Source organism: Vagococcus humatus (genome assembly GCF_003950325.1).
GTDB lineage: Bacteria > Bacillota > Bacilli > Lactobacillales > Vagococcaceae > Vagococcus_C > Vagococcus_C humatus.
On sequence record NZ_PXZH01000004.1, the window covers coordinates 76,649 to 101,301 of the forward strand.

25 protein-coding genes and 2 pseudogenes are annotated in these 24,653 nt (G+C 37.3%); 17 read left to right on the plus strand and 10 right to left on the minus strand.

Annotated elements, in window-relative coordinates:
- Positions 1 to 81 precede the first annotated feature (81 nt).
- From mobT to C7P63_RS08050, 11 genes and pseudogenes are all read left to right on the plus strand, one after another.
- Positions 82 to 1,287, plus strand: a complete 1,206-nt coding sequence (mobT, locus tag C7P63_RS08000; protein ID WP_000398284.1) for a MobT family relaxase — start codon at positions 82 to 84, stop codon at positions 1,285 to 1,287.
- 42 nt (positions 1,288 to 1,329) lie between these two features.
- Positions 1,330 to 1,551 (plus strand): hypothetical protein, encoded by a 222-nt coding sequence (locus tag C7P63_RS08005; RefSeq protein WP_001009056.1) that lies wholly within the window; start codon positions 1,330 to 1,332, stop codon positions 1,549 to 1,551.
- Between the two features lie 116 nt (positions 1,552 to 1,667).
- Positions 1,668 to 2,165, plus strand: coding sequence for an antirestriction protein ArdA (locus C7P63_RS08010; protein WP_010712901.1), 498 nt, complete (start codon positions 1,668 to 1,670; stop codon positions 2,163 to 2,165).
- 88 nt (positions 2,166 to 2,253) lie between these two features.
- The gene (locus tag C7P63_RS08015; protein ID WP_000723888.1) at positions 2,254 to 2,646 is read left to right on the plus strand and encodes a conjugal transfer protein; all 393 of its coding nucleotides are present in this window, start codon (positions 2,254 to 2,256) and stop codon (positions 2,644 to 2,646) included.
- Positions 2,630 to 5,077, plus strand: a complete 2,448-nt coding sequence (gene tcpF, locus C7P63_RS08020; protein WP_000331160.1) for a conjugal transfer ATPase TcpF — start codon at positions 2,630 to 2,632, stop codon at positions 5,075 to 5,077. Before C7P63_RS08015 ends, tcpF begins: the two co-directional genes overlap by 17 nt.
- A gap of 2 nt (positions 5,078 to 5,079) precedes the next feature.
- On the plus strand, positions 5,080 to 7,257 hold the full coding sequence (locus C7P63_RS08025) for a CD3337/EF1877 family mobilome membrane protein (RefSeq protein WP_000804748.1): 2,178 nt from the start codon (positions 5,080 to 5,082) through the stop codon (positions 7,255 to 7,257).
- Positions 7,254 to 8,255 carry a bifunctional lytic transglycosylase/C40 family peptidase gene (locus tag C7P63_RS08030; RefSeq protein WP_000769868.1) on the plus strand — a complete coding sequence of 334 codons (1,002 nt, stop codon included), beginning with the start codon at positions 7,254 to 7,256 and terminating at the stop codon, positions 8,253 to 8,255. The genes C7P63_RS08025 and C7P63_RS08030 overlap by 4 nt, the downstream gene beginning before the upstream one ends.
- Complete coding sequence (locus C7P63_RS08035) at positions 8,252 to 9,184, plus strand: conjugal transfer protein (protein WP_001224318.1); 933 nt, start codon at positions 8,252 to 8,254, stop codon at positions 9,182 to 9,184. Before C7P63_RS08030 ends, C7P63_RS08035 begins: the two co-directional genes overlap by 4 nt.
- A 313-nt stretch (positions 9,185 to 9,497) precedes the next feature.
- Positions 9,498 to 9,545, plus strand: a pseudogene (locus tag C7P63_RS10430) (hypothetical protein); the annotation flags it as partial.
- A 15-nt stretch (positions 9,546 to 9,560) separates the two neighbouring features.
- The gene (gene tet(M) / locus C7P63_RS08045; protein ID WP_000691749.1) at positions 9,561 to 11,480 is read left to right on the plus strand and encodes a tetracycline resistance ribosomal protection protein Tet(M); all 1,920 of its coding nucleotides are present in this window, start codon (positions 9,561 to 9,563) and stop codon (positions 11,478 to 11,480) included.
- A 118-nt stretch (positions 11,481 to 11,598) separates the two neighbouring features.
- Positions 11,599 to 11,766, plus strand: coding sequence for a cysteine-rich KTR domain-containing protein (locus C7P63_RS08050; RefSeq protein WP_000336323.1), 168 nt, complete (start codon positions 11,599 to 11,601; stop codon positions 11,764 to 11,766).
- Between the two features lie 59 nt (positions 11,767 to 11,825).
- On the opposite strand, the gene C7P63_RS08055 is transcribed toward C7P63_RS08050, so the two are convergent.
- Entirely contained in the window at positions 11,826 to 12,179 is a 354-nt protein-coding gene (locus C7P63_RS08055) for a helix-turn-helix transcriptional regulator (protein WP_001227347.1), read from the minus strand.
- 504 nt (positions 12,180 to 12,683) lie between these two features.
- Between C7P63_RS08055 and C7P63_RS08065 the strand changes: the two genes are divergently transcribed.
- The 4 genes from C7P63_RS08065 (at position 12,684) to C7P63_RS08085 (ending at position 15,296) form a co-directional block, all read left to right on the plus strand.
- Positions 12,684 to 13,106 (plus strand): sigma-70 family RNA polymerase sigma factor, encoded by a 423-nt coding sequence (locus C7P63_RS08065; RefSeq protein ID WP_000804885.1) that lies wholly within the window; start codon positions 12,684 to 12,686, stop codon positions 13,104 to 13,106.
- Positions 13,103 to 13,333 (plus strand): helix-turn-helix domain-containing protein, encoded by a 231-nt coding sequence (locus C7P63_RS08070; protein WP_000857133.1) that lies wholly within the window; start codon positions 13,103 to 13,105, stop codon positions 13,331 to 13,333. Before C7P63_RS08065 ends, C7P63_RS08070 begins: the two co-directional genes overlap by 4 nt.
- A gap of 460 nt (positions 13,334 to 13,793) precedes the next feature.
- Positions 13,794 to 13,997 (plus strand): excisionase, encoded by a 204-nt coding sequence (locus tag C7P63_RS08080; RefSeq protein WP_000814511.1) that lies wholly within the window; start codon positions 13,794 to 13,796, stop codon positions 13,995 to 13,997.
- Between the two features lie 81 nt (positions 13,998 to 14,078).
- Entirely contained in the window at positions 14,079 to 15,296 is a 1,218-nt protein-coding gene (locus tag C7P63_RS08085) for a tyrosine-type recombinase/integrase (RefSeq protein WP_001291561.1), read from the plus strand.
- A 231-nt stretch (positions 15,297 to 15,527) separates the two neighbouring features.
- Here C7P63_RS08085 and nusG read toward each other — a convergent pair whose 3' ends face one another.
- The 3 genes from nusG to rpmG all read right to left on the minus strand — a co-directional run bounded on the left by nusG (position 15,528) and on the right by rpmG (position 16,534).
- Positions 15,528 to 16,073 carry a transcription termination/antitermination protein NusG gene (nusG, locus tag C7P63_RS08090; protein WP_125943646.1) on the minus strand — a complete coding sequence of 182 codons (546 nt, stop codon included), beginning with the start codon at positions 16,071 to 16,073 and terminating at the stop codon, positions 15,528 to 15,530.
- 114 nt (positions 16,074 to 16,187) lie between these two features.
- The gene (gene secE / locus C7P63_RS08095; protein ID WP_125943647.1) at positions 16,188 to 16,361 is read right to left on the minus strand and encodes a preprotein translocase subunit SecE; all 174 of its coding nucleotides are present in this window, start codon (positions 16,359 to 16,361) and stop codon (positions 16,188 to 16,190) included.
- A 20-nt stretch (positions 16,362 to 16,381) separates the two neighbouring features.
- On the minus strand, positions 16,382 to 16,534 hold the full coding sequence (gene rpmG, locus C7P63_RS08100) for a 50S ribosomal protein L33 (protein WP_125943648.1): 153 nt from the start codon (positions 16,532 to 16,534) through the stop codon (positions 16,382 to 16,384).
- Between the two features lie 173 nt (positions 16,535 to 16,707).
- Between rpmG and cbpA the strand changes: the two genes are divergently transcribed.
- Positions 16,708 to 17,361 (plus strand): cyclic di-AMP binding protein CbpA, encoded by a 654-nt coding sequence (gene cbpA, locus C7P63_RS08105; protein ID WP_125943649.1) that lies wholly within the window; start codon positions 16,708 to 16,710, stop codon positions 17,359 to 17,361.
- A gap of 26 nt (positions 17,362 to 17,387) precedes the next feature.
- Here the strand turns inward: cbpA and C7P63_RS08110 are convergent, their stop codons facing one another.
- Together C7P63_RS08110 and pepV are read right to left on the minus strand one after the other, a co-directional pair.
- The gene (locus C7P63_RS08110) at positions 17,388 to 17,963 is read right to left on the minus strand and encodes a M20/M25/M40 family metallo-hydrolase (RefSeq protein WP_165863804.1); all 576 of its coding nucleotides are present in this window, start codon (positions 17,961 to 17,963) and stop codon (positions 17,388 to 17,390) included.
- A gap of 111 nt (positions 17,964 to 18,074) precedes the next feature.
- Positions 18,075 to 19,481, minus strand: coding sequence for a dipeptidase PepV (gene pepV / locus C7P63_RS08115; protein ID WP_125943651.1), 1,407 nt, complete (start codon positions 19,479 to 19,481; stop codon positions 18,075 to 18,077).
- Between the two features lie 114 nt (positions 19,482 to 19,595).
- Here pepV and C7P63_RS08120 point away from each other — a divergent pair, with 114 nt between their 5' ends.
- Positions 19,596 to 20,429, plus strand: coding sequence for an NAD(P)H-hydrate dehydratase (locus C7P63_RS08120; RefSeq protein WP_125943652.1), 834 nt, complete (start codon positions 19,596 to 19,598; stop codon positions 20,427 to 20,429).
- Between the two features lie 12 nt (positions 20,430 to 20,441).
- Here the strand turns inward: C7P63_RS08120 and C7P63_RS08125 are convergent, their stop codons facing one another.
- From C7P63_RS08125 to C7P63_RS08140, 4 genes and pseudogenes are all read right to left on the minus strand, one after another.
- On the minus strand, positions 20,442 to 21,143 hold the full coding sequence (locus tag C7P63_RS08125; RefSeq protein ID WP_125943653.1) for a pseudouridine synthase: 702 nt from the start codon (positions 21,141 to 21,143) through the stop codon (positions 20,442 to 20,444).
- Positions 21,144 to 21,185: 42 nt separating this feature from the next.
- Entirely contained in the window at positions 21,186 to 22,832 is a 1,647-nt protein-coding gene (locus C7P63_RS08130) for a putative polysaccharide biosynthesis protein (RefSeq protein WP_125943654.1), read from the minus strand.
- A gap of 232 nt (positions 22,833 to 23,064) precedes the next feature.
- A complete protein-coding gene (tnpB, locus tag C7P63_RS08135) occupies positions 23,065 to 24,204 on the minus strand; it encodes an IS200/IS605 family element RNA-guided endonuclease TnpB (RefSeq protein WP_125943655.1) in 1,140 nt (379 codons plus the stop codon).
- Positions 24,205 to 24,222: 18 nt separating this feature from the next.
- A pseudogene (locus C7P63_RS08140) lies at positions 24,223 to 24,330 on the minus strand (transposase); the annotation flags it as partial.
- Between the last annotated feature and the right edge of the window lie 323 nt (positions 24,331 to 24,653).

Below are 24,653 nucleotides of genomic sequence, written 5' to 3' on the forward strand. Positions count from 1 at the left end.
GAAAATCCTTTGGTTACAAGGGATTTACAAAATTTCAGCGTATGTCAAATGGGCTTTAAAAGTTGACATACGCCTTTTTGATTGGAGGGATTTTTACTGAATGAACAAACTTGGTTACAGCATTTAAAAGAAAAACGCTTGGCTTATGGACTATCTCAAAACCGTTTAGCTGTTGCGACTGGTATTACAAGGCAGTATCTAAGCGATATTGAAACAGGAAAAGTCAAGCCATCAGAGGATTTACAGCAGTCCCTTTGGGAAGCTCTGGAACGCTTCAATCCCGACGCTCCCCTTGAAATGCTGTTTGATTATGTAAGGATTCGCTTTCCGACAACAGACGTACAGCAGGTGGTCGAAAACATCTTACAACTGAAACTGTCCTATTTTCTTCATGAGGACTATGGTTTCTATTCTTATTCAGAGCATTATGCTTTAGGCGACATATTCGTCCTTTGCTCCCATGAACTGGACAAAGGAGTTCTGGTGGAATTGAAAGGTCGTGGGTGCAGACAATTTGAAAGCTATCTTCTGGCACAACAAAGAAGCTGGTATGAGTTCTTTATGGACGTTTTGGTGGCTGGCGGTGTGATGAAACGCCTTGACCTTGCCATTAACGATAAGACAGGGATTTTGAATATCCCTGTACTCACTGAAAAGTGCCAACAGGAAGAATGTATCTCCGTCTTCCGCAGTTTTAAAAGCTATCGCAGTGGCGAACTGGTACGCAAAGAGGAAAAGGAATGTATGGGAAACACCCTCTATATCGGTTCATTACAAAGTGAAGTTTATTTCTGTATCTATGAAAAGGACTACGAGCAGTACAAGAAAAATGATATTCCCATTGAAGACGCAGAAGTAAAAAACCGTTTTGAGATTCGATTGAAAAATGAGCGTGCCTATTATGCAGTCCGTGATTTACTCGTCTATGACAATCCAGAGCATACCGCCTTTAAAATTATCAATCGGTATATCCGTTTTGTAGATAAAGACGATTCCAAACCTCGTTCTGATTGGAAACTGAATGAAGAATGGGCTTGGTTTATTGGGAACAATCGTGAACGATTAAAACTAACCACAAAACCAGAGCCTTACTCCTTCCAAAGGACGCTGAACTGGCTATCTCATCAAGTTGCCCCGACCTTAAAGGTTGCGATTAAACTTGATGAAATCAACCAGACGCAGGTTGTAAAAGACATTCTCGACCATGCGAAACTGACAGACCGACACAAGCAGATTTTGAAGCAACAGTCAGTAAAAGAACAGGACGTGATAACAACAAAAAAATAACTCAAATACAAATTCATTGAATATAGAGAGGAGAACATTTTTATGAATTTTGGACAAAACCTTTATAACTGGTTTCTATCAAACGCTCAATCACTGGTGCTTTTAGCAATCGTTGTGATTGGCTTGTATCTTGGCTTCAAGCGTGAGTTTAGCAAACTGATTGGCTTTTTAATTATTGCGATTATTGCGGTTGGCTTAGTCTTCAACGCTGCTGGAGTAAAAGACATTTTACTAGAGCTATTCAATCGCATTATTGGTGCTTAAATAAAACCGTTCTTTTGTGGAATATAAGTGGTTTTCTTATGTTCCGCAAAGGAATGGTACACCAAACGAAGTGCGGTAGGGATTTTTGAATCTCTACAAAGAAAGGACGTGAATATATGGACGATATGCAAGTCTATATTGCGAATTTAGGCAAATACAATGAGGGCGAATTGGTCGGTGCGTGGTTTACCTTTCCCATTGACTTTGAGGAAGTCAAAGAGAAAATCGGCTTGAATAATGAATATGAGGAATACGCCATTCATGACTACGAGTTACCCTTTACGGTTGACGAATACACTTCCATTGGCGAACTCAATCGACTATGGGAAATGGTATCGGAATTACCCGAAGAATTACAATCGGAGCTATCTGCTCTGCTCACTCATTTTTCAAGCATTGAAGAACTAAGCGAACATCAAGAGGATATTATCATTCATTCCGATTGTGATGATATGTATGACGTGGCACGCTACTACATTGAAGAAACGGGTGCTTTAGGCGAAGTACCAGCTAGTCTTCAAAACTATATTGATTATCAAGCCTATGGTCGGGATTTAGACCTTTCAGGAACGTTTATCTCAACCAATCATGGGATTTTTGAAATCGTCTATTAAATCTGTCGGTACATTACTACTGGCAGATTTTCTATTTTACGGGGTGGCTCAATCAGCTACCCCTATTTTTTATGAAAGGATTGATTACATGAAGAAAATACGAAGCTATACCAGTATCTGGTCTGTGGAAAAGGTACTGTATTCTATCAATGATTTTAGACTTCCGTTTCCCATAACCTTTACGCAAATGACATGGTTTGTCGTGTCACTCTTTGCAGTGATGATACTTGGCAACTTGCCCCCTCTTTCCATGATAGAGGGAGCATTTCTCAAATACTTTGGGATTCCTGTGGCTTTCACATGGTTTATGTCTACAAAAACTTTTGATGGTAAAAAGCCTTATGGATTTTTGAAGTCTGTCATTGCTTATGCACTGCGACCAAAGCTGACCTATGCAGGAAAAAAAGTAACGCTTGGCAGAAACCAGCCACAAGAAGCCATTACAGCAGTTAGGAGTGAATTTTATGGCATATCCAATTAAATACATTGAAAACAATCTCGTCTGGAATAAAGACGGGGAATGTTATGCTTACTATGAGCTTGTTCCTTACAATTACTCATTTCTAAGTCCAGAACAGAAAATACAAGTGCATGATTCTTTCAGACAGCTTATCGCACAAAATCGTGATGGCAAAATTCATGCTTTACAAATCAGTACAGAATCCAGCATACGTTCTGCACAAGAGCGTTCCAAAAATGAAGTCACTGGCAAGCTCAAAGCGGTTGCCTATGACAAAATCGACCAACAGACAGACGCTTTAATATCCATGATTGGCGAAAATCAAGTGAACTACCGTTTCTTTATCGGCTTTAAGTTGCTTCTCAACGATCAGGAGTTTTCTATGAAAAGTCTTACCGTTGAAGCAAAAAATGCTTTGTCTGATTTTGTCTATGATGTGAACCATAAGCTGATGGGCGATTTTGTTAGTATGAGTAATGATGAAATCCTGCGTTTTCAGAAGATGGAAAAGCTCTTAGAAAATAAAATCTCTCGTCGTTTCAAAATCCGCAGGTTAGATAAGGACGACTTCGGCTATCTGATTGAACACCTTTACGGACAGACAGGCACTGCCTATGAAGAGTATGAGTACCATCTATCAAAGAAAAAGCTGGATAATGAAACGCTGATTAAATACTATGACTTGATTAAGCCTACTCGCTGTTTGGTGGAAGAAAAACAGCGATATTTGAAAATCCAGCAGGAAGATGAAACCGTCTATGTAGCTTACTTTACCATTAACAGCATTGTCGGAGAACTGGACTTCCCGTCCTCTGAAATCTTCTACTACCAGCAACAGCAATTTACATTCCCGATTGATACGTCAATGAATGTGGAAATTGTAGCGAATCGTAAAGCCCTATCTACTGTCCGCAATAAAAAGAAAGAACTGAAAGACTTGGATAACCACGCTTGGCAAAGTGATAATGAAACCAGCTCCAATGTGGCGGAAGCTCTGGAAAGTGTGAATGAGCTGGAAACCAATTTAGACCAAAGCAAGGAATCTATGTACAAGCTGTCTTATGTGGTAAGGGTATCAGCAAATGATCTTGACGAACTCAAACGTCGTTGTAATGAAGTGAAAGATTTTTATGACGATTTAAGCGTAAAACTGGTACGACCATTTGGGGATATGCTCGGCTTACATGAAGAATTTTTACCTGCCAGCAAGCGTTATATGAATGATTATATTCAATACGTGACCTCTGATTTCCTCGCTGGTTTAGGTTTTGGTGCTACTCAAATGCTGGGGGAAAATGAGGGGATTTATGTTGGCTACAGCTTAGATACTGGACGCAATGTCTATCTGAAACCTGCTCTTGCCAGTCAAGGGGTTAAGGGTTCAGTAACCAATGCGTTAGCGTCGGCTTTTGTTGGTTCGCTGGGTGGTGGTAAATCCTTTGCGAATAACCTTATCGTCTATTATGCGGTGCTTTATGGGGCACAAGCAGTGATTGTAGACCCAAAAGCAGAACGTGGCAGATGGAAAGAAACCTTGCCAGAGATTTCCCATGAAATCAATATCGTCACTCTGACTTCTGATGAGAAAAACAAAGGCTTACTTGACCCTTATGTGATTATGAAAAATCCCAAAGATTCTGAATCACTGGCTATTGATATTCTGACATTCCTTACGGGGATTTCCTCTCGTGATGGGGAACGCTTCCCAATCCTTAGAAAAGCCATTCGTGCAGTAACCAATAGTGAAGTACGAGGGTTGATGAAAGTGATTGAGGAATTACGGGTTGAGAATACGCCACTAAGTACCAGTATAGCCGACCATATCGAAAGTTTTACAGACTATGACTTTGCACATTTATTATTCAGTAATGGTTATGTGGAGCAGTCTATCAGCTTAGAAAAACAACTGAACATTATACAGGTTGCGGACTTGGTACTTCCCGACAAGGAAACTTCCTTTGAGGAATATACCACTATGGAGCTTTTATCCGTTGCTATGCTGATTGTCATTAGTACCTTTGCTTTAGACTTTATCCATACAGACCGAAGCATTTTCAAGATTGTAGATTTAGACGAAGCATGGAGCTTTTTACAGGTAGCACAAGGAAAAACACTATCTATGAAGCTGGTTCGGGCTGGTCGTGCTATGAACGCTGGGGTATATTTCGTGACCCAAAATACAGACGACCTCTTAGATGAAAAACTGAAAAATAACCTCGGCTTAAAATTTGCATTTCGTTCCACTGACCTTAACGAGATTAAAAAGACCTTAGCCTTTTTTGGTGTAGACCCAGAGGACGAAAACAATCAGAAGCGATTGCGTGATTTGGAAAACGGGCAATGCCTTATCAGTGATTTATATGGTCGTGTCGGTGTGATACAGTTCCACCCTGTATTTGAAGAACTGCTCCATGCCTTTGATACCAGACCACCTGTGCGAAAAGAGGTGTAAATGTGAAACCATCAATAGTAAACAGAATAAAATCAAACTGGACACTGAAACGTCTAGGTAAAGTGGCAATGACAGTGGCTTTCACACTTGTGATTGCCATTTTTCTTTTAGCCATGCTGGGAACGGTGGTTCAAGCTGCGGGCTTGGTAGATGATACGGTCAATGTGGCAAATGAATACAGCCGATACCCACTTGAAAACTATCAACTGGATTTTTATGTGGATAATAGCTGGGGCTGGCTTCCGTGGAACTGGTCGGACGGGATTGGAAAACAGGTCATGTATGGACTATATGCCATTACCAATTTTATTTGGACAATCAGTTTGTATGTTTCCAATGCGACAGGTTACTTAGTACAGGAAGCCTATTCCTTAGACTTCATTTCCGCTACAGCAGATTCCATTGGTAAGAATATGCAGACCTTAGCTGGTGTGAGTGCAAACGGATTTTCAACAGAGGGTTTCTATGTTGGATTCCTCTTACTCTTGATTTTGGTTCTTGGGGTTTATGTTGCCTATACGGGACTGATAAAGAGAGAAACCACAAAGGCAATTCATGCCATTATGAATTTTGTGCTGGTGTTTATCCTATCGGCTTCCTTTATTGCCTACGCTCCCGACTACATTAAAAAAATCAATGACTTTTCATCAGACATCAGTAATGCCAGTTTATCACTTGGCACGAAGATTGTCATGCCCCATTCCGATAGTCAAGGCAAGGACAGCGTGGACTTAATCAGAGATAGCCTGTTTTCCATACAGGTTCAGCAACCGTGGCTACTGCTTCAATACAACAGTTCAGACATTGAAAGTATCGGTATTGACCGTGTGGAAAGCCTGCTCTCCACCAGCCCAGATTCCAACAATGGCGAAGACAGAGAAAAAATTGTTGCGGAAGAAATTGAAGACAGAAGCAATACCAATCTAACCATTACAAAGACCATTAACCGTTTAGGTACAGTCTTCTTCCTATTTGTCTTCAATATTGGGATTTCCATATTTGTATTCCTATTAACAGGAATCATGATTTTCTCGCAGGTACTTTTTATCATCTATGCTATGTTTCTGCCTGTGAGCTTTATTTTAAGCATGATTCCATCATTTGATGGTATGTCAAAACGAGCCATAACAAAGCTCTTTAATACCATTTTGACACGAGCTGGAATCACATTGATTATTACGACAGCATTTAGTATTTCAACCATGCTCTATACCTTATCGGCTGGTTATCCGTTCTTTTTGATTGCTTTTCTACAGATTGTGACCTTTGCAGGAATCTACTTCAAGCTGGGCGATTTAATGAGTATGTTTTCTCTACAGAGTAACGATTCTCAAAGTGTGGGAAGTCGTGTGATGAGAAAACCTCGTATGCTTATGCACGCTCACATGCACCGTCTACAGCGGAAACTTGGACGTTCCATGACTACTCTAGGGGCTGGGTCTGCCATTGTTACAGGTAAAAAAGGACAGTCGGGTTCGGGGAGTTCTGCAAGGACACAAGCAGATCACTCCCGACCAGACGGAAAGGAAAAATCAACACTTGGAAAACGTATCGGTCAAACCATCGGTACAGTAGCTGATACCAAAGACAGAATGGTAGACACTGCTAGTGGTTTGAAAGAACAGGTTAAAGATTTGCCGACCAATGCAAGATATGCAGTATATCAAGGAAAATCCAAAGTAAAAGAGAATGTCCGTGATTTAACCAGTAGTATTTCTCAAACCAAAGCGGACAGAGCCAGTGGACGCAAGGAACAGCAGGAACAAAGGCGAAAAACCATTGCGAAGCGTCGCTCTGAAATGGAACAGGTCAAACAGAAAAAACAGCCTGCTTCTTCTGTTCATGAAAGACCGACTACAAGACAAGAACAATATCATGATGAACAGACCTCAAAACAGTCTAATATTCAGACTTCATATAAGGAATCTCAACAAGCCAAACAAGAGCGTCCAGCAGTTAAGTCCGATTTTTCAAGTCCAAAAGTGGAACGCCAAGGCAATACCGTTCAAGAAAAAACCGTTCAAAAGCCAGCAACTTCAACCACTACAGCAGATAGAACTTCACAACGTCCAATCACAAAAGAACGTCCGTCTACTGTTCAAAGAGTACCACTACAAAATACAAGAAGTAGACCACCAATCAAAACCGCCACCATTAAGAAAGTCGGTAAGAAACCATGAAGTTGAAAACTTTAGTGATTGGTGGTTCTGGATTATTCTTGATGGTCTTCTCACTGCTTCTGTTTGTTGCCATTTTATTTTCAGATGAACAGGACAGCGGAATTTCCAATATTCATTATGGAGGTGTGAATGTTTCCGCAGAAGTGCTGGCTCATAAGCCTATGGTAGAAAAATATGCCAAAGAATATGGCGTTGAAGAATATGTCAACATACTTCTTGCGATTATACAGGTGGAATCGGGCGGTACTGCGGAAGATGTTATGCAGTCCTCGGAATCCCTCGGTCTTCCACCTAATTCATTGAGTACAGAAGAATCCATTAAGCAAGGTGTGAAGTATTTCAGTGAATTATTAGCCAGTAGCGAAAGGCTCAGTGTAGATTTAGAATCGGTTATCCAGTCCTACAATTATGGTGGTGGTTTCTTAGGGTATGTGGCTAATCGTGGAAATAAATATACCTTTGAACTGGCTCAAAGTTTCTCAAAAGAGTATTCAGGTGGCGAAAAAGTGTCTTACCCCAATCCCATAGCCATACCTATCAATGGGGGCTGGCGATACAACTATGGCAATATGTTTTATGTGCAACTGGTAACGCAGTATCTTGTCACAACAGAGTTTGATGATGATACGGTACAAGCCATCATGGACGAAGCACTGAAATATGAGGGCTGGCGATACGTTTACGGTGGAGCTTCCCCGACTACTTCTTTTGATTGTAGCGGACTGACACAATGGACGTATGGAAAAGCTGGAATTAACTTACCACGAACCGCACAACAGCAATATGATGTGACCCAGCATATCCCACTATCGGAAGCACAAGCTGGCGATTTGGTTTTCTTTCATTCTACCTATAACGCTGGCTCTTATATTACTCATGTTGGGATATACCTTGGCAATAACCGTATGTTTCATGCAGGCGACCCAATCGGTTATGCCGACTTAACAAGCCCCTACTGGCAACAGCATTTAGTGGGAGCAGGACGAATCAAACAATGAGAAAGGAAGATTTAATGATGAAATTTAGAAAAAATCAGAATAAAGAAAAACAGATACCAAAGGAAAAGAAACCTCGTGTCTATAAGGTCAATCCTCATAAAAAGGTTGTGATTGCCTTGTGGGTACTTTTAGGGCTTAGTTTCAGCTTTGCGATATTCAAGCACTTTACAGCTATAGATACTCATACTATTCACGAAACAACTATCATAGAAAAGGAATACGTTGATACTCATCATGTAGAAAATTTTGTAGAGAACTTTGCGAAAGTCTACTATTCATGGGAGCAATCCGATAAGTCCATTGATAATCGAATGGAAAGTCTAAAAGGCTATCTGACAGATGAACTTCAAGCTCTCAATGTTGATACAGTACGCAAAGATATTCCTGTATCGTCTTCTGTAAGAGGATTTCAGATATGGACGGTAGAGCCAACTGGCGACAATGAGTTTAATGTAACCTACAGTGTAGACCAGCTCATTACAGAGGGAGAAAATACAAAGACCGTCCACTCTGCTTATATAGTGAGTGTCTATGTAGATGGTTCTGGAAATATGGTACTGGTTAAGAATCCGACCATTACCAACATACCTAAGAAATCAAGTTATAAACCAAAAGCCATTGAAAGTGAGGGGACGGTTGATTCCATTACAACCAATGAAATCAATGAGTTTTTAACGACGTTCTTCAAGCTCTATCCTACAGCGACAGCCAGTGAACTTTCCTACTATGTGAATGACGGGATATTAAAACCAATCGGAAAAGAGTACATCTTTCAAGAACTGGTAAATCCTATTCACAATCGTAAGGATAATCAAGTCACGGTATCGCTGACAGTGGAGTATATCGACCAGCAGACCAAAGCAACGCAGGTATCTCAATTTGATTTGGTACTTGAAAAGAACGGGAGTAATTGGAAGATTATAGAATAACAAATATTGGTACATTATTACAGCTATTTTGTAATCACGTACTCTCTTTGATAAAAAATTGGAGATTCCTTTACAAATATGCTCTTACGTGCTATTATTTAAGTATCTATTTAAAAGGAGTTAATAAATATGCGGCAAGGTATTATTAAATAAACTGTCAATTTGATAGCGGGAACAAATAATTGGATGTCCTTTTTTAGGAGGGCTTAGTTTTTTGTACCCAGTTTAAGAATACCTTTATCATGTGATTCTAAAGTATCCGGAGAATATCTGTATGCTTTGTATGCCTATGGTTATGCATAAAAATCCCAGTGATAAGAGTATTTATCACTGGGATTTTTATGCCCTTTTGGGCTTTTGAATGGAGGAAAATCACATGAAAATTATTAATATTGGAGTTTTAGCTCATGTTGATGCAGGAAAAACTACCTTAACAGAAAGCTTATTATATAACAGTGGAGCGATTACAGAATTAGGAAGCGTGGACAAAGGTACAACGAGGACGGATAATACGCTTTTAGAACGTCAGAGAGGAATTACAATTCAGACAGGAATAACCTCTTTTCAGTGGGAAAATACGAAGGTGAACATCATAGACACGCCAGGACATATGGATTTCTTAGCAGAAGTATATCGTTCATTATCAGTTTTAGATGGGGCAATTCTACTGATTTCTGCAAAAGATGGCGTACAAGCACAAACTCGTATATTATTTCATGCACTTAGGAAAATGGGGATTCCCACAATCTTTTTTATCAATAAGATTGACCAAAATGGAATTGATTTATCAACGGTTTATCAGGATATTAAAGAGAAACTTTCTGCCGAAATTGTAATCAAACAGAAGGTAGAACTGTATCCTAATGTGTGTGTGACGAACTTTACCGAATCTGAACAATGGGATACGGTAATAGAGGGAAACGATGACCTTTTAGAGAAATATATGTCCGGTAAATCATTAGAAGCATTGGAACTCGAACAAGAGGAAAGCATAAGATTTCAGAATTGTTCTCTGTTCCCTCTTTATCATGGAAGTGCAAAAAGTAATATAGGGATTGATAACCTTATAGAAGTTATTACTAATAAATTTTATTCATCAACACATCGAGGTCCGTCTGAACTTTGCGGAAATGTTTTCAAAATTGAATATACAAAAAAAAGACAACGTCTTGCATATATACGCCTTTATAGTGGAGTACTACATTTACGAGATTCGGTTAGAGTATCAGAAAAAGAAAAAATAAAAGTTACAGAAATGTATACTTCAATAAATGGTGAATTATGTAAGATTGATAGAGCTTATTCTGGAGAAATTGTTATTTTGCAAAATGAGTTTTTGAAGTTAAATAGTGTTCTTGGAGATACAAAACTATTGCCACAGAGAAAAAAGATTGAAAATCCGCACCCTCTACTACAAACAACTGTTGAACCGAGTAAACCTGAACAGAGAGAAATGTTGCTTGATGCCCTTTTGGAAATCTCAGATAGTGATCCGCTTCTACGATATTACGTGGATTCTACGACACATGAAATTATACTTTCTTTCTTAGGGAAAGTACAAATGGAAGTGATTAGTGCACTGTTGCAAGAAAAGTATCATGTGGAGATAGAACTAAAAGAGCCTACAGTCATTTATATGGAGAGACCGTTAAAAAATGCAGAATATACCATTCACATCGAAGTGCCGCCAAATCCTTTCTGGGCTTCCATTGGTTTATCTGTATCACCGCTTCCGTTGGGAAGTGGAATGCAGTATGAGAGCTCGGTTTCTCTTGGATACTTAAATCAATCATTTCAAAATGCAGTTATGGAAGGGATACGCTATGGTTGTGAACAAGGATTGTATGGTTGGAATGTGACGGACTGTAAAATCTGTTTTAAGTATGGCTTATACTATAGCCCTGTTAGTACCCCAGCAGATTTTCGGATGCTTGCTCCTATTGTATTGGAACAAGTCTTAAAAAAAGCTGGAACAGAATTGTTAGAGCCATATCTTAGTTTTAAAATTTATGCGCCACAGGAATATCTTTCACGAGCATACAACGATGCTCCTAAATATTGTGCGAACATCGTAGACACTCAATTGAAAAATAATGAGGTCATTCTTAGTGGAGAAATCCCTGCTCGGTGTATTCAAGAATATCGTAGTGATTTAACTTTCTTTACAAATGGACGTAGTGTTTGTTTAACAGAGTTAAAAGGGTACCATGTTACTACCGGTGAACCTGTTTGCCAGCCCCGTCGTCCAAATAGTCGGATAGATAAAGTACGATATATGTTCAATAAAATAACTTAGTGTATTTTATGTTGTTATATAAATATGGTTTCTTGTTAAATAAGATGAAATATTTTTTAATAAAGATTTGAATTAAAGTGTAAAGGAGGAGATAGTTATTATAAACTACAAGTGGATATTGTGTCCTGTATGTGGAAATAAAACACGATTAAAGATAAGGGAAGATACTGAATTAAAAAAATTCCCCCTCTATTGTCCGAAATGCAGACAAGAAAATTTAATTGAAATAAAGCAGTTCAAAGTAACTGTGATTACAGAGCCAGACGCAAAGACGCAGAGCCGATAAAATGAGATTAATACAATCTCATTTTATCGGCTCTTTCCGTTATGTATGGATTCTTTTAATTAGTCTTCGATGTTTCTTGCTTCGTTGATACCGCTGGCTAAAGATTCCATTAAGGATAGTTCTTTGTCTGTAAAGCTATCCATGTATTTCTCTATCTGTAATCGTCGGGTGCTTTTTACCAAGTTATTAGCAGGTAAGAAAAATTCATCAACGGAAACATGAAGTAACGATACAAGGTCATAAAGAACTTGTATGCTGGGGTGTTGCCCTTTATTTTCAATATTAGTTAAGTACCGTGGGTCAATTTCAATCAATGCTCCCACTTGTTCACGAGTTAAACCTCGTTTCAATCGAGCTTCTTTAATGGCTAAACCAAAGGCTCTAAAATCATATTTATCTTCTTTTTTACGCATAGTAGACCACCTCTATACATTTTATTGTTCCTACTGAATTAAAAACAGGTATAGAAAAACGTGTTATATGGTTTATAGGTTTATATTTAATAAAAAGCACTACTAAACGCCAATAAAAAAAACCGTTATATGGTAGTGCTATTTACGCTGTTAAAATATTGTATATTACTTCCAAATGGCGGTTTGTTGGAGGTCAACGTCGCCATGAAGTACATCATATACAATAAATTTCCTTACATTGGGTTCTTGTCAAAAAAAGTCGTCTATCTGCAATAGATAAGTACGTCCACCAATGTGGTTTTATAAATCATATAGATAGAATAACAGAAGCATGTAAACAGAGAAATAAATCTGTTTATATGCTTTTTTGGCTATTCAGAACTTTTTTACAAAGTTTATTTATCAGTAATGCAACAAATCCCCCTTTCACATTGGGACTAAGAGTGAAAGGAGATAAACGAGCAAGGCTCACTTCCTTTCCTAGACAGAAAGGGGGTGAGAAACATGAAACCATCTTCTTTTCAGACCACAATAGAAAATCAGTTTGACTATATCTGTAAACGTGCTATGGAAGACGAGCGAAAGAATTATATGCTTTATCTTTCAAGGATTGCAAAGCGTGAGGTGTCCTTTTCGGATGTTGGCGATTATCTTGTTAGCCAGTTTGCGACAACAGATAACTATTCAACTGACTTTCAGATTTTTACACTCAATGGGTTATCAGTAGGCGTTGAAAATGATTTGTTGAGTGAAGCATTACGTGAGTTGCCAGACAAGAAACGTGAAATTCTACTGCTGTTTTACTTTATGGACATGAGCGATTCAGAAATTGCAGACCTGTTGAAATTGAACCGTTCTACTGTCTATCGGCATAGAACCAGTGGACTAGCCTTAATTAAAAAGTTTATGGAGGAATTTGAAGAATGAAAACACAATATCCTATGATTCCCTTTCCTCTCATTGTAAAGGCAACAGATGGCGATACCGAAGCGATTAACCAGATTCTACATCATTACAGAGGGTACATAACGAAGCGTTCCCTACGACTTATGAAAGATGAATATGGCAATCAAAGTATGGTCGTTGATGAAGTCTTACGTGGAAGAATGGAAACCAGACTGATTACAAAGATTTTGTCATTTGAAATTAAGTAATATCCTCTCTCCTTTCGTGGAAGCGTGCTAAACCATTCCACGCTTCCCGAACAGGGAGGTTTGTTATTCCACCAAAGCATATTGAGCTTTCAATGTGTTTTGATAGGCTAACGAGCCATTGTTCTTTGAAAACTGAATAAAAGTAATCGAATACGTTTCGATAAGAAAAGAGCCAACGGAACTAACCGCCATGACATATCTTATAAAGATAGCGAGCGATTCATGTTAGTGATCCGAGAAGCAATCTTTAGCAGGATTGCCTGCAACGACATTCTTATCGTGATAATGATACTCCCATACAGTCAATAGTCCGAGCGTGATAAAACCGTCGCAGGCAATGAGTATGGCTACATGAGAACCATGCAGGGGTGGAACTCCCGTGAGCTTTGCTAAAGCTGTTCGATTGCTGGTAAAACAACTTTTATGAAATCCAAATAAGTGATTTGGAAAGGAGGATTTTATGAAGCAGACTGACATTCCTATTTGGGAACGTTATACCCTAACCATTGAAGAAGCGTCAAAATATTTTCGTATTGGCGAAAACAAGCTACGACGCTTGGCAGAGGAAAATAAAAATGCAAATTGGCTGATTATGAATGGCAATCGTATTCAGATTAAACGAAAACAATTTGAAAAAATTATAGATACATTGGACGCAATCTAGCGTCGCCAAAGGGTCTTGTATATGATAAAATAGTATTAAGTCGTATCAAGGCTCTTTCCATAAAGGAAAGGAGCAAATGCCATGTCAGAAAAAAGACGTGACAATAAAGGTCGAATCTTAAAGACTGGAGAGAGCCAACGAAAAGACGGAAGATACTTATACAAATATATAGATTCATTTGGAGAACCGCAATTTGTTTACTCGTGGAAACTTGTGGCTACAGACCGAGTACCAGCAGGAAAGCGTGATTGTATCTCACTTAGAGAGAAAATCGCAGAGTTACAGAAAGACATTCATGATGGTATTGATGTTGTAGGAAAGAAAATGACACTCTGCCAGCTTTACGCAAAACAGAACGCTCAAAGACCAAAGGTTAGAAAAAACACTGAAACTGGACGCAAATATCTTATGGATATTTTGAAGAAAGACAAGTTAGGTGTAAGAAGTATTGACAGTATTAAGCCATCAGACGCTAAAGAATGGGCTATTAGAATGAGTGAAAATGGTTATGCTTATCAAACCATCAATAACTACAAACGTTCTTTAAAGGCTTCATTCTATATTGCTATACAAGATGATTGTGTTCGGAAGAATCCATTTGACTTTCAACTGAAAGCAGTTCTTGATGATGATACTGTCCCTAAGACCGTACTAACAGAAGAACAGGAAGAAAAACTGTTAGCCTTTGCAAAAGCTGATAAAACCTACAGCAAAAATTATGATGAAATTCTGATACTCTTAAAAACAGGTCTTCGTATTTCAGAGTTTGGTGGTTTGACACTTCCAGATTTAGATTTTGAGAATCGTCTTGTCAATATAGACCATCAGCTATTGAGAGATACTGAAATTGGGTACTACATTGAAACACCAAAGACCAAAAGTGGCGAACGTCAAGTTCCTATGGTTGAAGAAGCCTATCAAGCATTTAAGCGAGTGTTAGCGAATCGAAAGAATGATAAGCGTGTTGAGATTGATGGATATAGTGATTTCCTCTTTCTTAATAGAAAGAACTATCCAAAAGTGGCAAGTGATTACAACGGCATGATGAAAGGTCTTGTTAAGAAATACAATAAGTATAACGAGGATAAATTGCCACACATCACTCCACATAGTTTGCGACATACATTCTGTACCAACTATGCAAATGCAGGAATGAATCCAAAGGCATTACAGTACATTATGGGACATGCTAATATAGCCATGACGCTGAACTATTACGCACATGCAACATTCGATTCTGCAATGGCAGAAATGAAACGCTTGAATAAAGAGAAGCAACAGGAGCGTCTTGTTGCTTAGTAGTACAAATGAATTTACTACTTATTTACCACTTCTGACAGCTAAGACATGAGGAAATATGCAAAGAAACGTGAAGTATCTTCCTACAGTAAAAATACTCGAAAGCACATAGAATAAGGCTTTACGAGCATTTAAGAAAATATAAAAAGATAATTAGAAATTTATACTTTGTTTAATCTAAAAAAAGTATGAATCTCACAAGATCCATACTTTTTCACTTAGTCTATTTAATTAGTCAATACGGTCAATTTGTTCAAAATCAAGTTCTGTTGACGTTTCCCGACCAAACATATCGATATTCACTTTTAATTTTTGACGGTCTTCATCAATTTCAGTAATGGTTCCTGCTAAACCTGAAAAAGCTCCTTCAATAATCGTCACTACTTCACCTAATTCAACCTCTAATTCTTGATGACGTGTGCTTAAACCTAACTTACGCAAGATATGTTCAATTTCTTCTTTTAACAAAGGTGCTGGTTTACTTCCTGCTCCGTGAGAACCTACAAATCCTGTTACTCCTGGTGTATTTCTTACCACATACCAAGAATCATCTGTCATAATCATCTCAACCAAAACATATCCCGGGAAAGTTTTTCTAGTAGTAATTTTTTCTTTACCATTTTTTACTTCATGATCTTCTTCTTCCGGTACTACCACACGAAAAATATAATCTTCCATTCCCATGCTTTGGGCACGAGATTCTAAGTTAGTCTTTACCTTATTTTCATAACCAGAGTAAGTATGCAATACATACCACTGTCTTTCAAATGTTTCCATGCTTTATTTAGCCTACTTTCTTGTAAAATAAAAAAACCTCAGAATTTCCCCCGAAGTTTTTGCTCAAAACTAGTATAACACTCACAGAAGTGTCTGACTAGTTTTTCATTCTTCCTATTTCATAAAAAGCTTAATAACTGATGCAATAACATAGTCTGACACACCAAAGAAAATAGCATATAAAACAGTAGTTTGAAGTACTGTTGACACGTCTTTTCTTAATTGTTTTTTAGTGGGCCAAGTGACAATTCGCATCTCTTCTTTGACACTCTTTAAAAAATTAGCCATTGACGTTACTCCTTTTCTGCTTACTTTGTTTCTTTATGTAAAGTATGTTGTTGACAATGTTTACAGAATTTTTTAATTTCTAAACGTTCTGTTCGTTGGCCTTCACTAACTGATTTAGAATAGTTACGAGAGCCACAGACAGAACACGCTAATGATGCCTTTTTACCAGCCATCTTATCTTCCTCCTGCTAATTCGCATTCTTATTTACAAACTACCATTTAATTGAAATACTGTCAATAATTAGTTGAAATAATAAAAAATTTCTATTTCTTAATAAAAAGCCATTATAGTTTTTATTTAATATATGTTATTATAGATACAACAAAGTTATAAGGAGGTTTTAGGATGCTCATCCAACAAGTTTGTATTCCAAAAAAAGATTTAACTACCGTTGATGAAAACTGTACCTTAGAGAAAGCTCTTAATATTTTAGAGGAATCTGGTTATCGTTGTGTCCCTATCTTAGATGAAACAGGTAAAATTTTTAGAGGAAACATCTACAAAATGCACATTTATCGTCACAAATCAAATGGCGGTGACATGCAACTACCTGTTACTCACTTGTTAAAAAATGCCACTAAGTATATTTATCTAACGTCTTCTTTCTTTAAAATCTTCTTTACCATCAAAGAATTACCTTATATTGCTGTATTAGATGAAAATCAAAACTTCTATGGTATTTTAACTCATAGTAAGCTATTAAATATTCTAGCACAATCATGGGATGTTAAAGAAGGCCGATTTGTTCTCACTGTTGCTTCAACAGGTAAACGTGGAGATTTATCTACCATCGCTAAAATTATTACAAAACATTCTAGCATTACTAGTTGTATCACATTGGACGTAGGTCAAGATGAATACATTAGACGTATGTTATTTACCTTACCTGCTGGAACAACGGAAGAAACATGTCGAACAATTGTTGAACATTTAGAGAAAAAAAATTACCGAGTGGTTGAAGTAGAAGACTTGCAACAACAAGCTGAAATGACTCAATAAAAATAAGCGCTGGAGAAATCCAGTGCTTATTTTTTTACTAATTGATAAATATCCTTAGCAAATTGTTCTATTTGACTGAGTAACTCCTTTTTAGATAGCCACTCATTAGGAGATGTTTTACTGGCTATTGACCATTTTTTAGTTGTAGCTAATTGTTCTGGGGAAGCTAAATCTTTGTGGGTGCTTACAATTAGCCGAATTTTTTTACCAATAGGAAGACCCATTTCTTTTAGCAACACCATGCTGTAATAAGCTGCTAAAGTAGGGCCTTTATCACTTGTAACACCACAACCATATAGCCTGTCTTCTTTTTCCACTAATTCAAAAGGAGGCGTCTGCCACCCTTTTAAACAAGGGGACACGTCTAAATGACCGAAAAGAACTAAAGTTTCCTCTCCGTTTCCTAATTCAATATAGCCTAACTGACCAGAAAAAGATTGAGTCATTAGGTTATCTCGCTTAGCTAGATTTAGCATATAAGCTAAACTATGACTTTTTTCTTTAGGATTTGTTTGCACACTAGGTATCCCAATTAATCCTGCTAAATCTTTTAAAAAATCCTCTTCTTTTTCCGCTACTTTTAATTGAAATTGATTACTCATAGCTTGGCCCACCTTCATCTTTTTACTTTATTTTAGACCACTAAAAAGCCTAGCACTGCTAAAAAAAGACAGCATATCCTAAGATAGCTGTCTTTTTACTCATTCATCCAATTATTTAATCAAACGATAGATAGCATCTGCATAAATAACTGCTGCATTCATTAAGTCATCAATTGCCATAAATTCATTTGCTTGGTGCATAGTATCGATACTATTTGGGAACATAGCCCCGTAAGCAACACCACGATCTAATAAGCGACCAAATGTACCACCACCAATAACTTTTCCTTTAGCTTCTAAACCAGTATGGTCACGGTAAACTTGTAATAACGTTTGAACCAATGGATCATCTTCTGGTACATAGTGAGGAAGAGTAGTGGATACTTCTTGAACTCCTGCTGTATCTGCTACAAGAGCCGTTAATTTTTCAACCATATCCGCTGATGTAATACCTTTTGGATAACGAATATTCAATGTAACTGCGTTATCTTTTCCATCTGCTTTAAAATTAAAAATACCAGCATTTACTGTTAATTCACCCATAATATCATCTGTGTGAGCAATGGTTAACTTATGACCACGAGTGTCTCCGTGAATATATTCGCTAACTAAATGAATAAAGTGTTTAGCATCTCCTTCAAAAGCAAATGTATCTAAGAAGTTTGCTAAGTATGTTCCACCGTTAATACCTGACTCTGGGCTAGCACCGTGAGCAGATTTACCTTTAATTAGGATAGTCACTTTATTGCCTTCTTGTGAGAATTCACCTGTTACAGGTTCTTTTTCAACATAAGCATCAAAGGCTTGTTTCATTGAAGCAATTGCTGCCTCATCAGAAACAGTTACAACTGCTGTAGCAGATTCTGGTACCATGTTGGGACGAAGACCTGCTGTAAAGCTTTCTAAGCGGTAAGCTTCACCATTTGAGCCACCAGTTGTTAATAAAATAGTGGTATTCCCTTTTTCACCATTGATAATTGGGAACTCAGCATCTGGAGAAAAACCAAAATCAGGTTTTGGTTCTACTTCTACATAGCGGTCCATACATGTCCAGCCACTTTCTTCATCGGTTCCGATAATAAAGCGAACTTTTTTAGACACAGGTAAGCCTAACTCTTTAATGATTTTCATACCGTAGTAAGCTGCCATACTTGGGCCTTTGTCATCACTTGAGCCACGGCCATATAAACGACCCTCTTTAATAATTGGTTCAAAAGGATCAGTATCCCAACCAGTTCCAACTGGGACAACGTCAACGTGACCGAAAATACCTAATGTTTCGTCACCTTCACCAAACTCAATATGACCTGCTAAGTTATCTACATTTTTAGTGATAAAGCCATCTCGCTCACCAAATTCTAAGAATTTTAATAAAGCATCTTTTGGACCAGGTCCTAAAGGTGCATCTTTTGTCCCCTTGTCGTCTTCACGTACACTGGGAATACGCATTAATTCAAATAAATCTTGGAACATATCATCTTGACGAGCTTCGACTTCTTTTTTCCAATCAATTGTCATAATCTTCACTCCTATTCCTATTTATTCTAATTTATCATATACTTAAATGATAAGAAAGGATAAAGAACAAACATTTTTTATTTTTGTGGTGATTTATCTGAAGGAGGCAGTCTAATGGAAAAAATTTCAGAACATATATTGGAAAAAGTCATTAGAAAAAGAGCGAAACATTCTCATAAAGGAAATTACGGTCGAGTTTGTTTAATTGGAGGTAGTGAAGAATTTGGCGGAGCTATTATGATGGCGGCTGAAGCTTGTGTCCATACTGGAGCTGGCTTGGTAACAGTGGTGACTCACCCTCACAATCACAGCCCCTTACATGCCAGATTACCCGAAGCGATGGTAGTAGATTGGTTTAAAAAGAAACGCTTAGCATCACTTTTGCCTGAGATGAATGTAATAGCGATTGGTCCAGGATTAGGAACAGATGCTTATAGCTTAGAGTTATTAAGTTTAACTCTTCAGTTGTTATCTAAAAAACAAGTAGCGATCATTGATGGATCTGCTATTACTTTATTGGCTCACTATCCAAACTTACTGAATTTATGCCAAGATAAACAAATTATTTTAACTCCTCACCAAATGGAGTGGGAAAGAATTAGTCAACTACCTATTTCAAATCAAACAGAAGAACTAAATAGTCAAAAACAAAAAGAACTAAACATGACAGTCGTATTAAAAAAACATGGAACAGAAATATATACCAGTGACACGGTTTATCAAAACATCTCTGGAACTCCTGCTATGGCTACTGGAGGCATGGGAGATACCTTAGTAGGGATCATTAGTGGCTTTACCGCACAATTTCCCCCTACTACTGAAACTTTGTTAGGAGCGGTTTACCTACATAGTTTATTAGGTGAAAAAATTGGGCAAACAGCTTATGTAGCATTACCCACTGATATTATTCAACAAATTAGTTCTGAAATGAAAAAGCATGAAAGTTAATCCTTTCATGCTTTAAATCTTTTGAGGATCCATTTTACAATACTCCCCTTGCTTTAAATCTTCTGGCAAGACTAAATTCCCCATTTGTTTTCGGTGCAACTGCTTTACATGTTTTCCGCAAGCTGCCACCATACGTTTTACTTGATGATACTTTCCTTCAGACAACTTAATTTCTACTAAACATTCTTGTTTATCAGTATCTATCTGTAAAAGAGTTAACTCAGCAGGTAAACAGACTTCTCCGTTACTTAACACCATGCCAGAGGAGAAAGCCTGTTGATCTTCCTTCGTCATAACCCCTTCTACTAGGGCTTGATAAACCTTAGTGACGTGTTTTTTAGGAGATAACCAGTCATGAGCCGTTTTGCCATCATTAGTAATAATTAATAAGCCAGTGGTATCTTTGTCTAGTCGACCTACTGGAAATAAATCCTCTTGCCAATCTGTTGGTGACAGCAAATCTAAGACTGTTCTATGCTGTTTGTCTTCTGTTGCGGTAATCACTCCTGCAGGTTTATTTAACAGATAGTACACAAATTTTTCATAGACAACCTTTTCTCCCCCTACCTGTATCACATCTTGATACTCATCAATTTGCTTGTTGACTTCTTTAGCGAGTTGCCCATTAACTACTACTTGTTTTTTTTTAATTAATTTTTTTACCTCTGCCCGACTACCAAAACCTGTATGACTTAAAAATTTATCTAAGCGCATAATTTCCTCCTTCTAATCAAAAAGAACACCTTAAAGATGTTCTTAAATACTCCGAATATGCAATTTATCTCTTAATTTACTAACACGAGAACCTAATAGTTGGTCCGCTAACTTAACTTTTAGTACCAAGTAAGTATACACATAGGCACCAATTCCGCCGACTAGTACCACGATTAAGAAGGACTGTCCCTTACTAGTTGGTGATAAAACCAAGTAACTAACTTTACGAACCAAAACAGCTATCCCACACATTATACTTGTGAAAATCGCCATCAATAATACTCGGCGAGCTATTAAGTTTATCTTGAAGCCAGTTATTTGGTGTACTTTGTTTGCTGTAAGTAATGTAGCTACTAAAAAGGCAATGGAAGTCGTTAATAAAGGACCAAATACCTCAAAATGTTTGATAAAAGGGTATTGTAAAAGAACTTTAACTGCAAAGCCAATAACTAAATAAAAAATCGCTTCTTTATTTCCATATAAACCTTGAAGAGTTGAAGCAAACAACATATAAAGACCTAAAATAATTCCTGTGTAACAAGCTTCTACTAATAAAGCTGTCCCTAGGGAATCATAACTATAAAACAACGTATTTAAAGGCTCTGCTACGATAATCATCCCAAAAGTAGCTGGTAACATAACAAAGAAAAACAACTGAATATTGTCCCCTACCAATTTAGATAAGCCTTTATGATCTTGAATAGTAAAGGCTTCTGTAACTAAGGGCAGACCGGTTACAGAAATCGAGGTCGCTATGGAAATCGTGATCATCGTCAGTTTGTCTGGATTGGCACTAAACAGACTAAATAACTCAGCTAGTTGACGAGAAGAATAGTTAGTGAAAGTAGACATGGTTCGTTCAAATGTGTACTGATCAAAAATTTTTACAATCGTAATCGCTGATCCAATAATAATAAAAGGAATCGCTTCTACCACAATTTCTTTTAACATGCCAAATGTTGAAACTTGAATTTCATCTCGACTATTTTCTTCTAGATAAGCCATGCGTTCCCCGTACTTTTGATAGAACCAAAACAAGGTAGCAAAAGCTCCTAATGTCCCAATGAACGCTGCAAAAGTAGAGTGAGTGACTGCTGAAACATAATCTCCTTGTCCGACTTTCATAATCAGATAAGTCGCAATTAACATGTACAGCACTCGAACAAACTGCTCAACCATTTGGGAAATAGCTGAAGGCATCATATCATGATACCCTTGGAAAAACCCACGCACAACACTCATGCTAGGAAAGACTAAAATAGCGGCACTAAGAGCTCTCATTACTGGAATAAGCTCTCGGTTACCATCAGCAAGAATAGGGGCTGAAAAAAACATGACGGAAGAAAAGATAACCCCTAAACCAACCATGACAAACATCGTCTTTTGAAAAATCTTTTTGCTCACTTTGTACTCATTTAACGAGTTGTAGTGAGAAATCTGTTTAGCAATCGCTCCTGGAATTCCTGCAGTGGAAATCATTAGAAATAACGCATAAATATTATAGCCTTTATTAAATAAAGTATTAGCAACTTTAGCGTTTTCTCCCATCCACATATACCAAGGAATGATATAAATCGCTCCCATAAAACGGGATACAAAACTGCCGACTGTCATCCAGATAGATCCTTTTACCATCTTCTGTTTCGAGTCTAATTGTTGATGCTCTTCTGTAAATTCTGGATATTCCATTATCTATACCCAACTTTCTCGAAATTATACTGAATTTATTGTAATGGTTATTCAGATTGAATGCAATCTCTTTTAAAAGATAATTCTCTCTCTCTTTCTGTCCTTTCTTGAACCTCTCATGACTAAAGTCACGAGATTCTTGGGAAAAAAGCATACTTGATAGTGTATTTCTTTACTATCAGCGGTGTCTTTTATTTACCAAGCTATACCCGTAGTCCCTACGGTTCTTAACTTATGCCAATTCTTGTAACCTTAGACCTTCGATCAGGATATTGAGACTAGCATTGACGTCTCGGTCATGATGGGTATGGCAAACAGGACAAGTCCATTCTCGAATTTCGAGAGGTTTCTTGCCACCTTTATGTCCGCATTCTGAACAAATTTGACTTGATGGAAACCATTTATCCACTTTGATTATTTTTCGTCCATACCAGTCAGCTTTATATTGGAGTTTAGTTACAAAACTAGACCAAGATACATCAGAGATACTTTTGGCTAATTTATGATTACGCAACATACCTTTTGTGTTTAAGTCTTCTATACAGATAATATCGTGATTTTTGATAATGTCTGTACTTAACTTATTCAAAAAATCAGTACGTTGGTTTGCTACTTTCTCGTACAGTTTCGCCACTTTACGTCTTTGTTTTTGATAATTTTTAGCTCCAAACAAATCAAGACCATTTTGTTTAGCTAATATGGCACGTCTTGACAACTTGCGTTGTTCATATTTTAGTTTCTTTTCCATTTTGGACGTGAATTTATGATTATCAATTTTTTGACCATTAGAAAGAATGGCAAAATCAGTAATACCTAAGTCAATTCCAACACTATTGTTGTTTTTTGGTAATTCAGTTATTTCCTCTTCACATAGTAACGAAACGAAAAATTTACCACTGGCATTTTTACGGACGATGGCACTTAAAATACGGCCGTTAACTTCACGACTCTTAGAAAATTTAACCAGCCCAAGCTTAGGTAATTTCAACTTATTATCTACAATAGCCAAATTGTTATGGGTATTTTTAGTAATATAGCTTTGAACTGGATTTTTCTTACTTTTAAAGTTAGGCGATCGATTTTGTTTTTTGAAAAACCTATCGAAAGACTCCGCTAAATTTTTAATAGAGGATTGTAATGCTATACTATCTACTTCTCTTAACCATGATGTATCATCTGATTTCTTCATAGCTGGTAACATGGCAGAACACTTACCATAAGACAGACCTTTACCTGTTTCCTGGTATGAAATATTCCAAGCATTTAGCATATGATTATAGACAAATCTTGATGAACCAATTGTTTTAGCAATTAATATTTCTTGTTCAACATTTGGATATAATCTAAACTTATAAGCTTTATGACGTAGCATGGCAATTCACCTCATTTCTTTTGCAGACACACCTTTAAACGCTTTGACTATATTTGGCATATAATGTTGAGGTTTACACTCAATAAGCATCTGAACGTGGTCTTTGTCTGAATCCATTTCAATGATCTTAATATCCTTATCTGAAGCCATTTGCTTTAATAACTTTTTAACAGACGTATCTATATTTTACACACCAAACTAAATGATATTAATTAGAGTAGACATATCCACGACCATGATGTACTTTTGACATGAAAAAACTCCTTGAAAATAGTTTAACATATGTAATCGTTAAATTTCACAAAGGTTTGTAATATTATATATATCAGTTGTGTAACCTAGCTGAAGCTATACTCCAACCGAAGCCGATTCATCTACACGAATAAAGTTGCGAGTGTTCTCGGCTAATGCATAAAAAAAGAAATAAGAGGCCAAAGCCTCTCATTTCT

Bases quoted from the DNA above. Each gene is read 5' to 3' on its own strand.
- C7P63_RS08010 (WP_010712901.1), top strand. From the start codon at position 1,668: ATGGACGATATGCAAGTCTATATTGCGAATTTAGGCAAATACAATGAG.
- rpmG (WP_125943648.1), bottom strand. From the start codon at position 16,534: ATGGCTGGTAAAAAGGCATCATTAGCGTGTTCTGTCTGTGGCTCTCGT.
- C7P63_RS08005 (WP_001009056.1), top strand. From the start codon at position 1,330: ATGAATTTTGGACAAAACCTTTATAACTGGTTTCTATCAAACGCTCAA.
- C7P63_RS08130 (WP_125943654.1), bottom strand. From the start codon at position 22,832: ATGGAATATCCAGAATTTACAGAAGAGCATCAACAATTAGACTCGAAA.
- pepV (WP_125943651.1), bottom strand. From the start codon at position 19,481: ATGACAATTGATTGGAAAAAAGAAGTCGAAGCTCGTCAAGATGATATG.
- C7P63_RS08035 (WP_001224318.1), top strand. From the start codon at position 8,252: ATGAGAAAGGAAGATTTAATGATGAAATTTAGAAAAAATCAGAATAAA.
- C7P63_RS08085 (WP_001291561.1), top strand. From the start codon at position 14,079: ATGTCAGAAAAAAGACGTGACAATAAAGGTCGAATCTTAAAGACTGGA.
- C7P63_RS08015 (WP_000723888.1), top strand. From the start codon at position 2,254: ATGAAGAAAATACGAAGCTATACCAGTATCTGGTCTGTGGAAAAGGTA.
- C7P63_RS08065 (WP_000804885.1), top strand. From the start codon at position 12,684: ATGAAACCATCTTCTTTTCAGACCACAATAGAAAATCAGTTTGACTAT.
- secE (WP_125943647.1), bottom strand. From the start codon at position 16,361: ATGGCTAATTTTTTAAAGAGTGTCAAAGAAGAGATGCGAATTGTCACT.
- C7P63_RS08055 (WP_001227347.1), bottom strand. From the start codon at position 12,179: ATGCGTAAAAAAGAAGATAAATATGATTTTAGAGCCTTTGGTTTAGCC.
- C7P63_RS08125 (WP_125943653.1), bottom strand. From the start codon at position 21,143: ATGCGCTTAGATAAATTTTTAAGTCATACAGGTTTTGGTAGTCGGGCA.
- C7P63_RS08120 (WP_125943652.1), top strand. From the start codon at position 19,596: ATGGAAAAAATTTCAGAACATATATTGGAAAAAGTCATTAGAAAAAGA.
- C7P63_RS08110 (WP_165863804.1), bottom strand. From the start codon at position 17,963: ATGAGTAATCAATTTCAATTAAAAGTAGCGGAAAAAGAAGAGGATTTT.
- nusG (WP_125943646.1), bottom strand. From the start codon at position 16,073: ATGGAAACATTTGAAAGACAGTGGTATGTATTGCATACTTACTCTGGT.
- tcpF (WP_000331160.1), top strand. From the start codon at position 2,630: ATGGCATATCCAATTAAATACATTGAAAACAATCTCGTCTGGAATAAA.
- C7P63_RS08070 (WP_000857133.1), top strand. From the start codon at position 13,103: ATGAAAACACAATATCCTATGATTCCCTTTCCTCTCATTGTAAAGGCA.
- C7P63_RS08030 (WP_000769868.1), top strand. From the start codon at position 7,254: ATGAAGTTGAAAACTTTAGTGATTGGTGGTTCTGGATTATTCTTGATG.
- C7P63_RS08080 (WP_000814511.1), top strand. From the start codon at position 13,794: ATGAAGCAGACTGACATTCCTATTTGGGAACGTTATACCCTAACCATT.
- cbpA (WP_125943649.1), top strand. From the start codon at position 16,708: ATGCTCATCCAACAAGTTTGTATTCCAAAAAAAGATTTAACTACCGTT.
- tnpB (WP_125943655.1), bottom strand. From the start codon at position 24,204: ATGCTACGTCATAAAGCTTATAAGTTTAGATTATATCCAAATGTTGAA.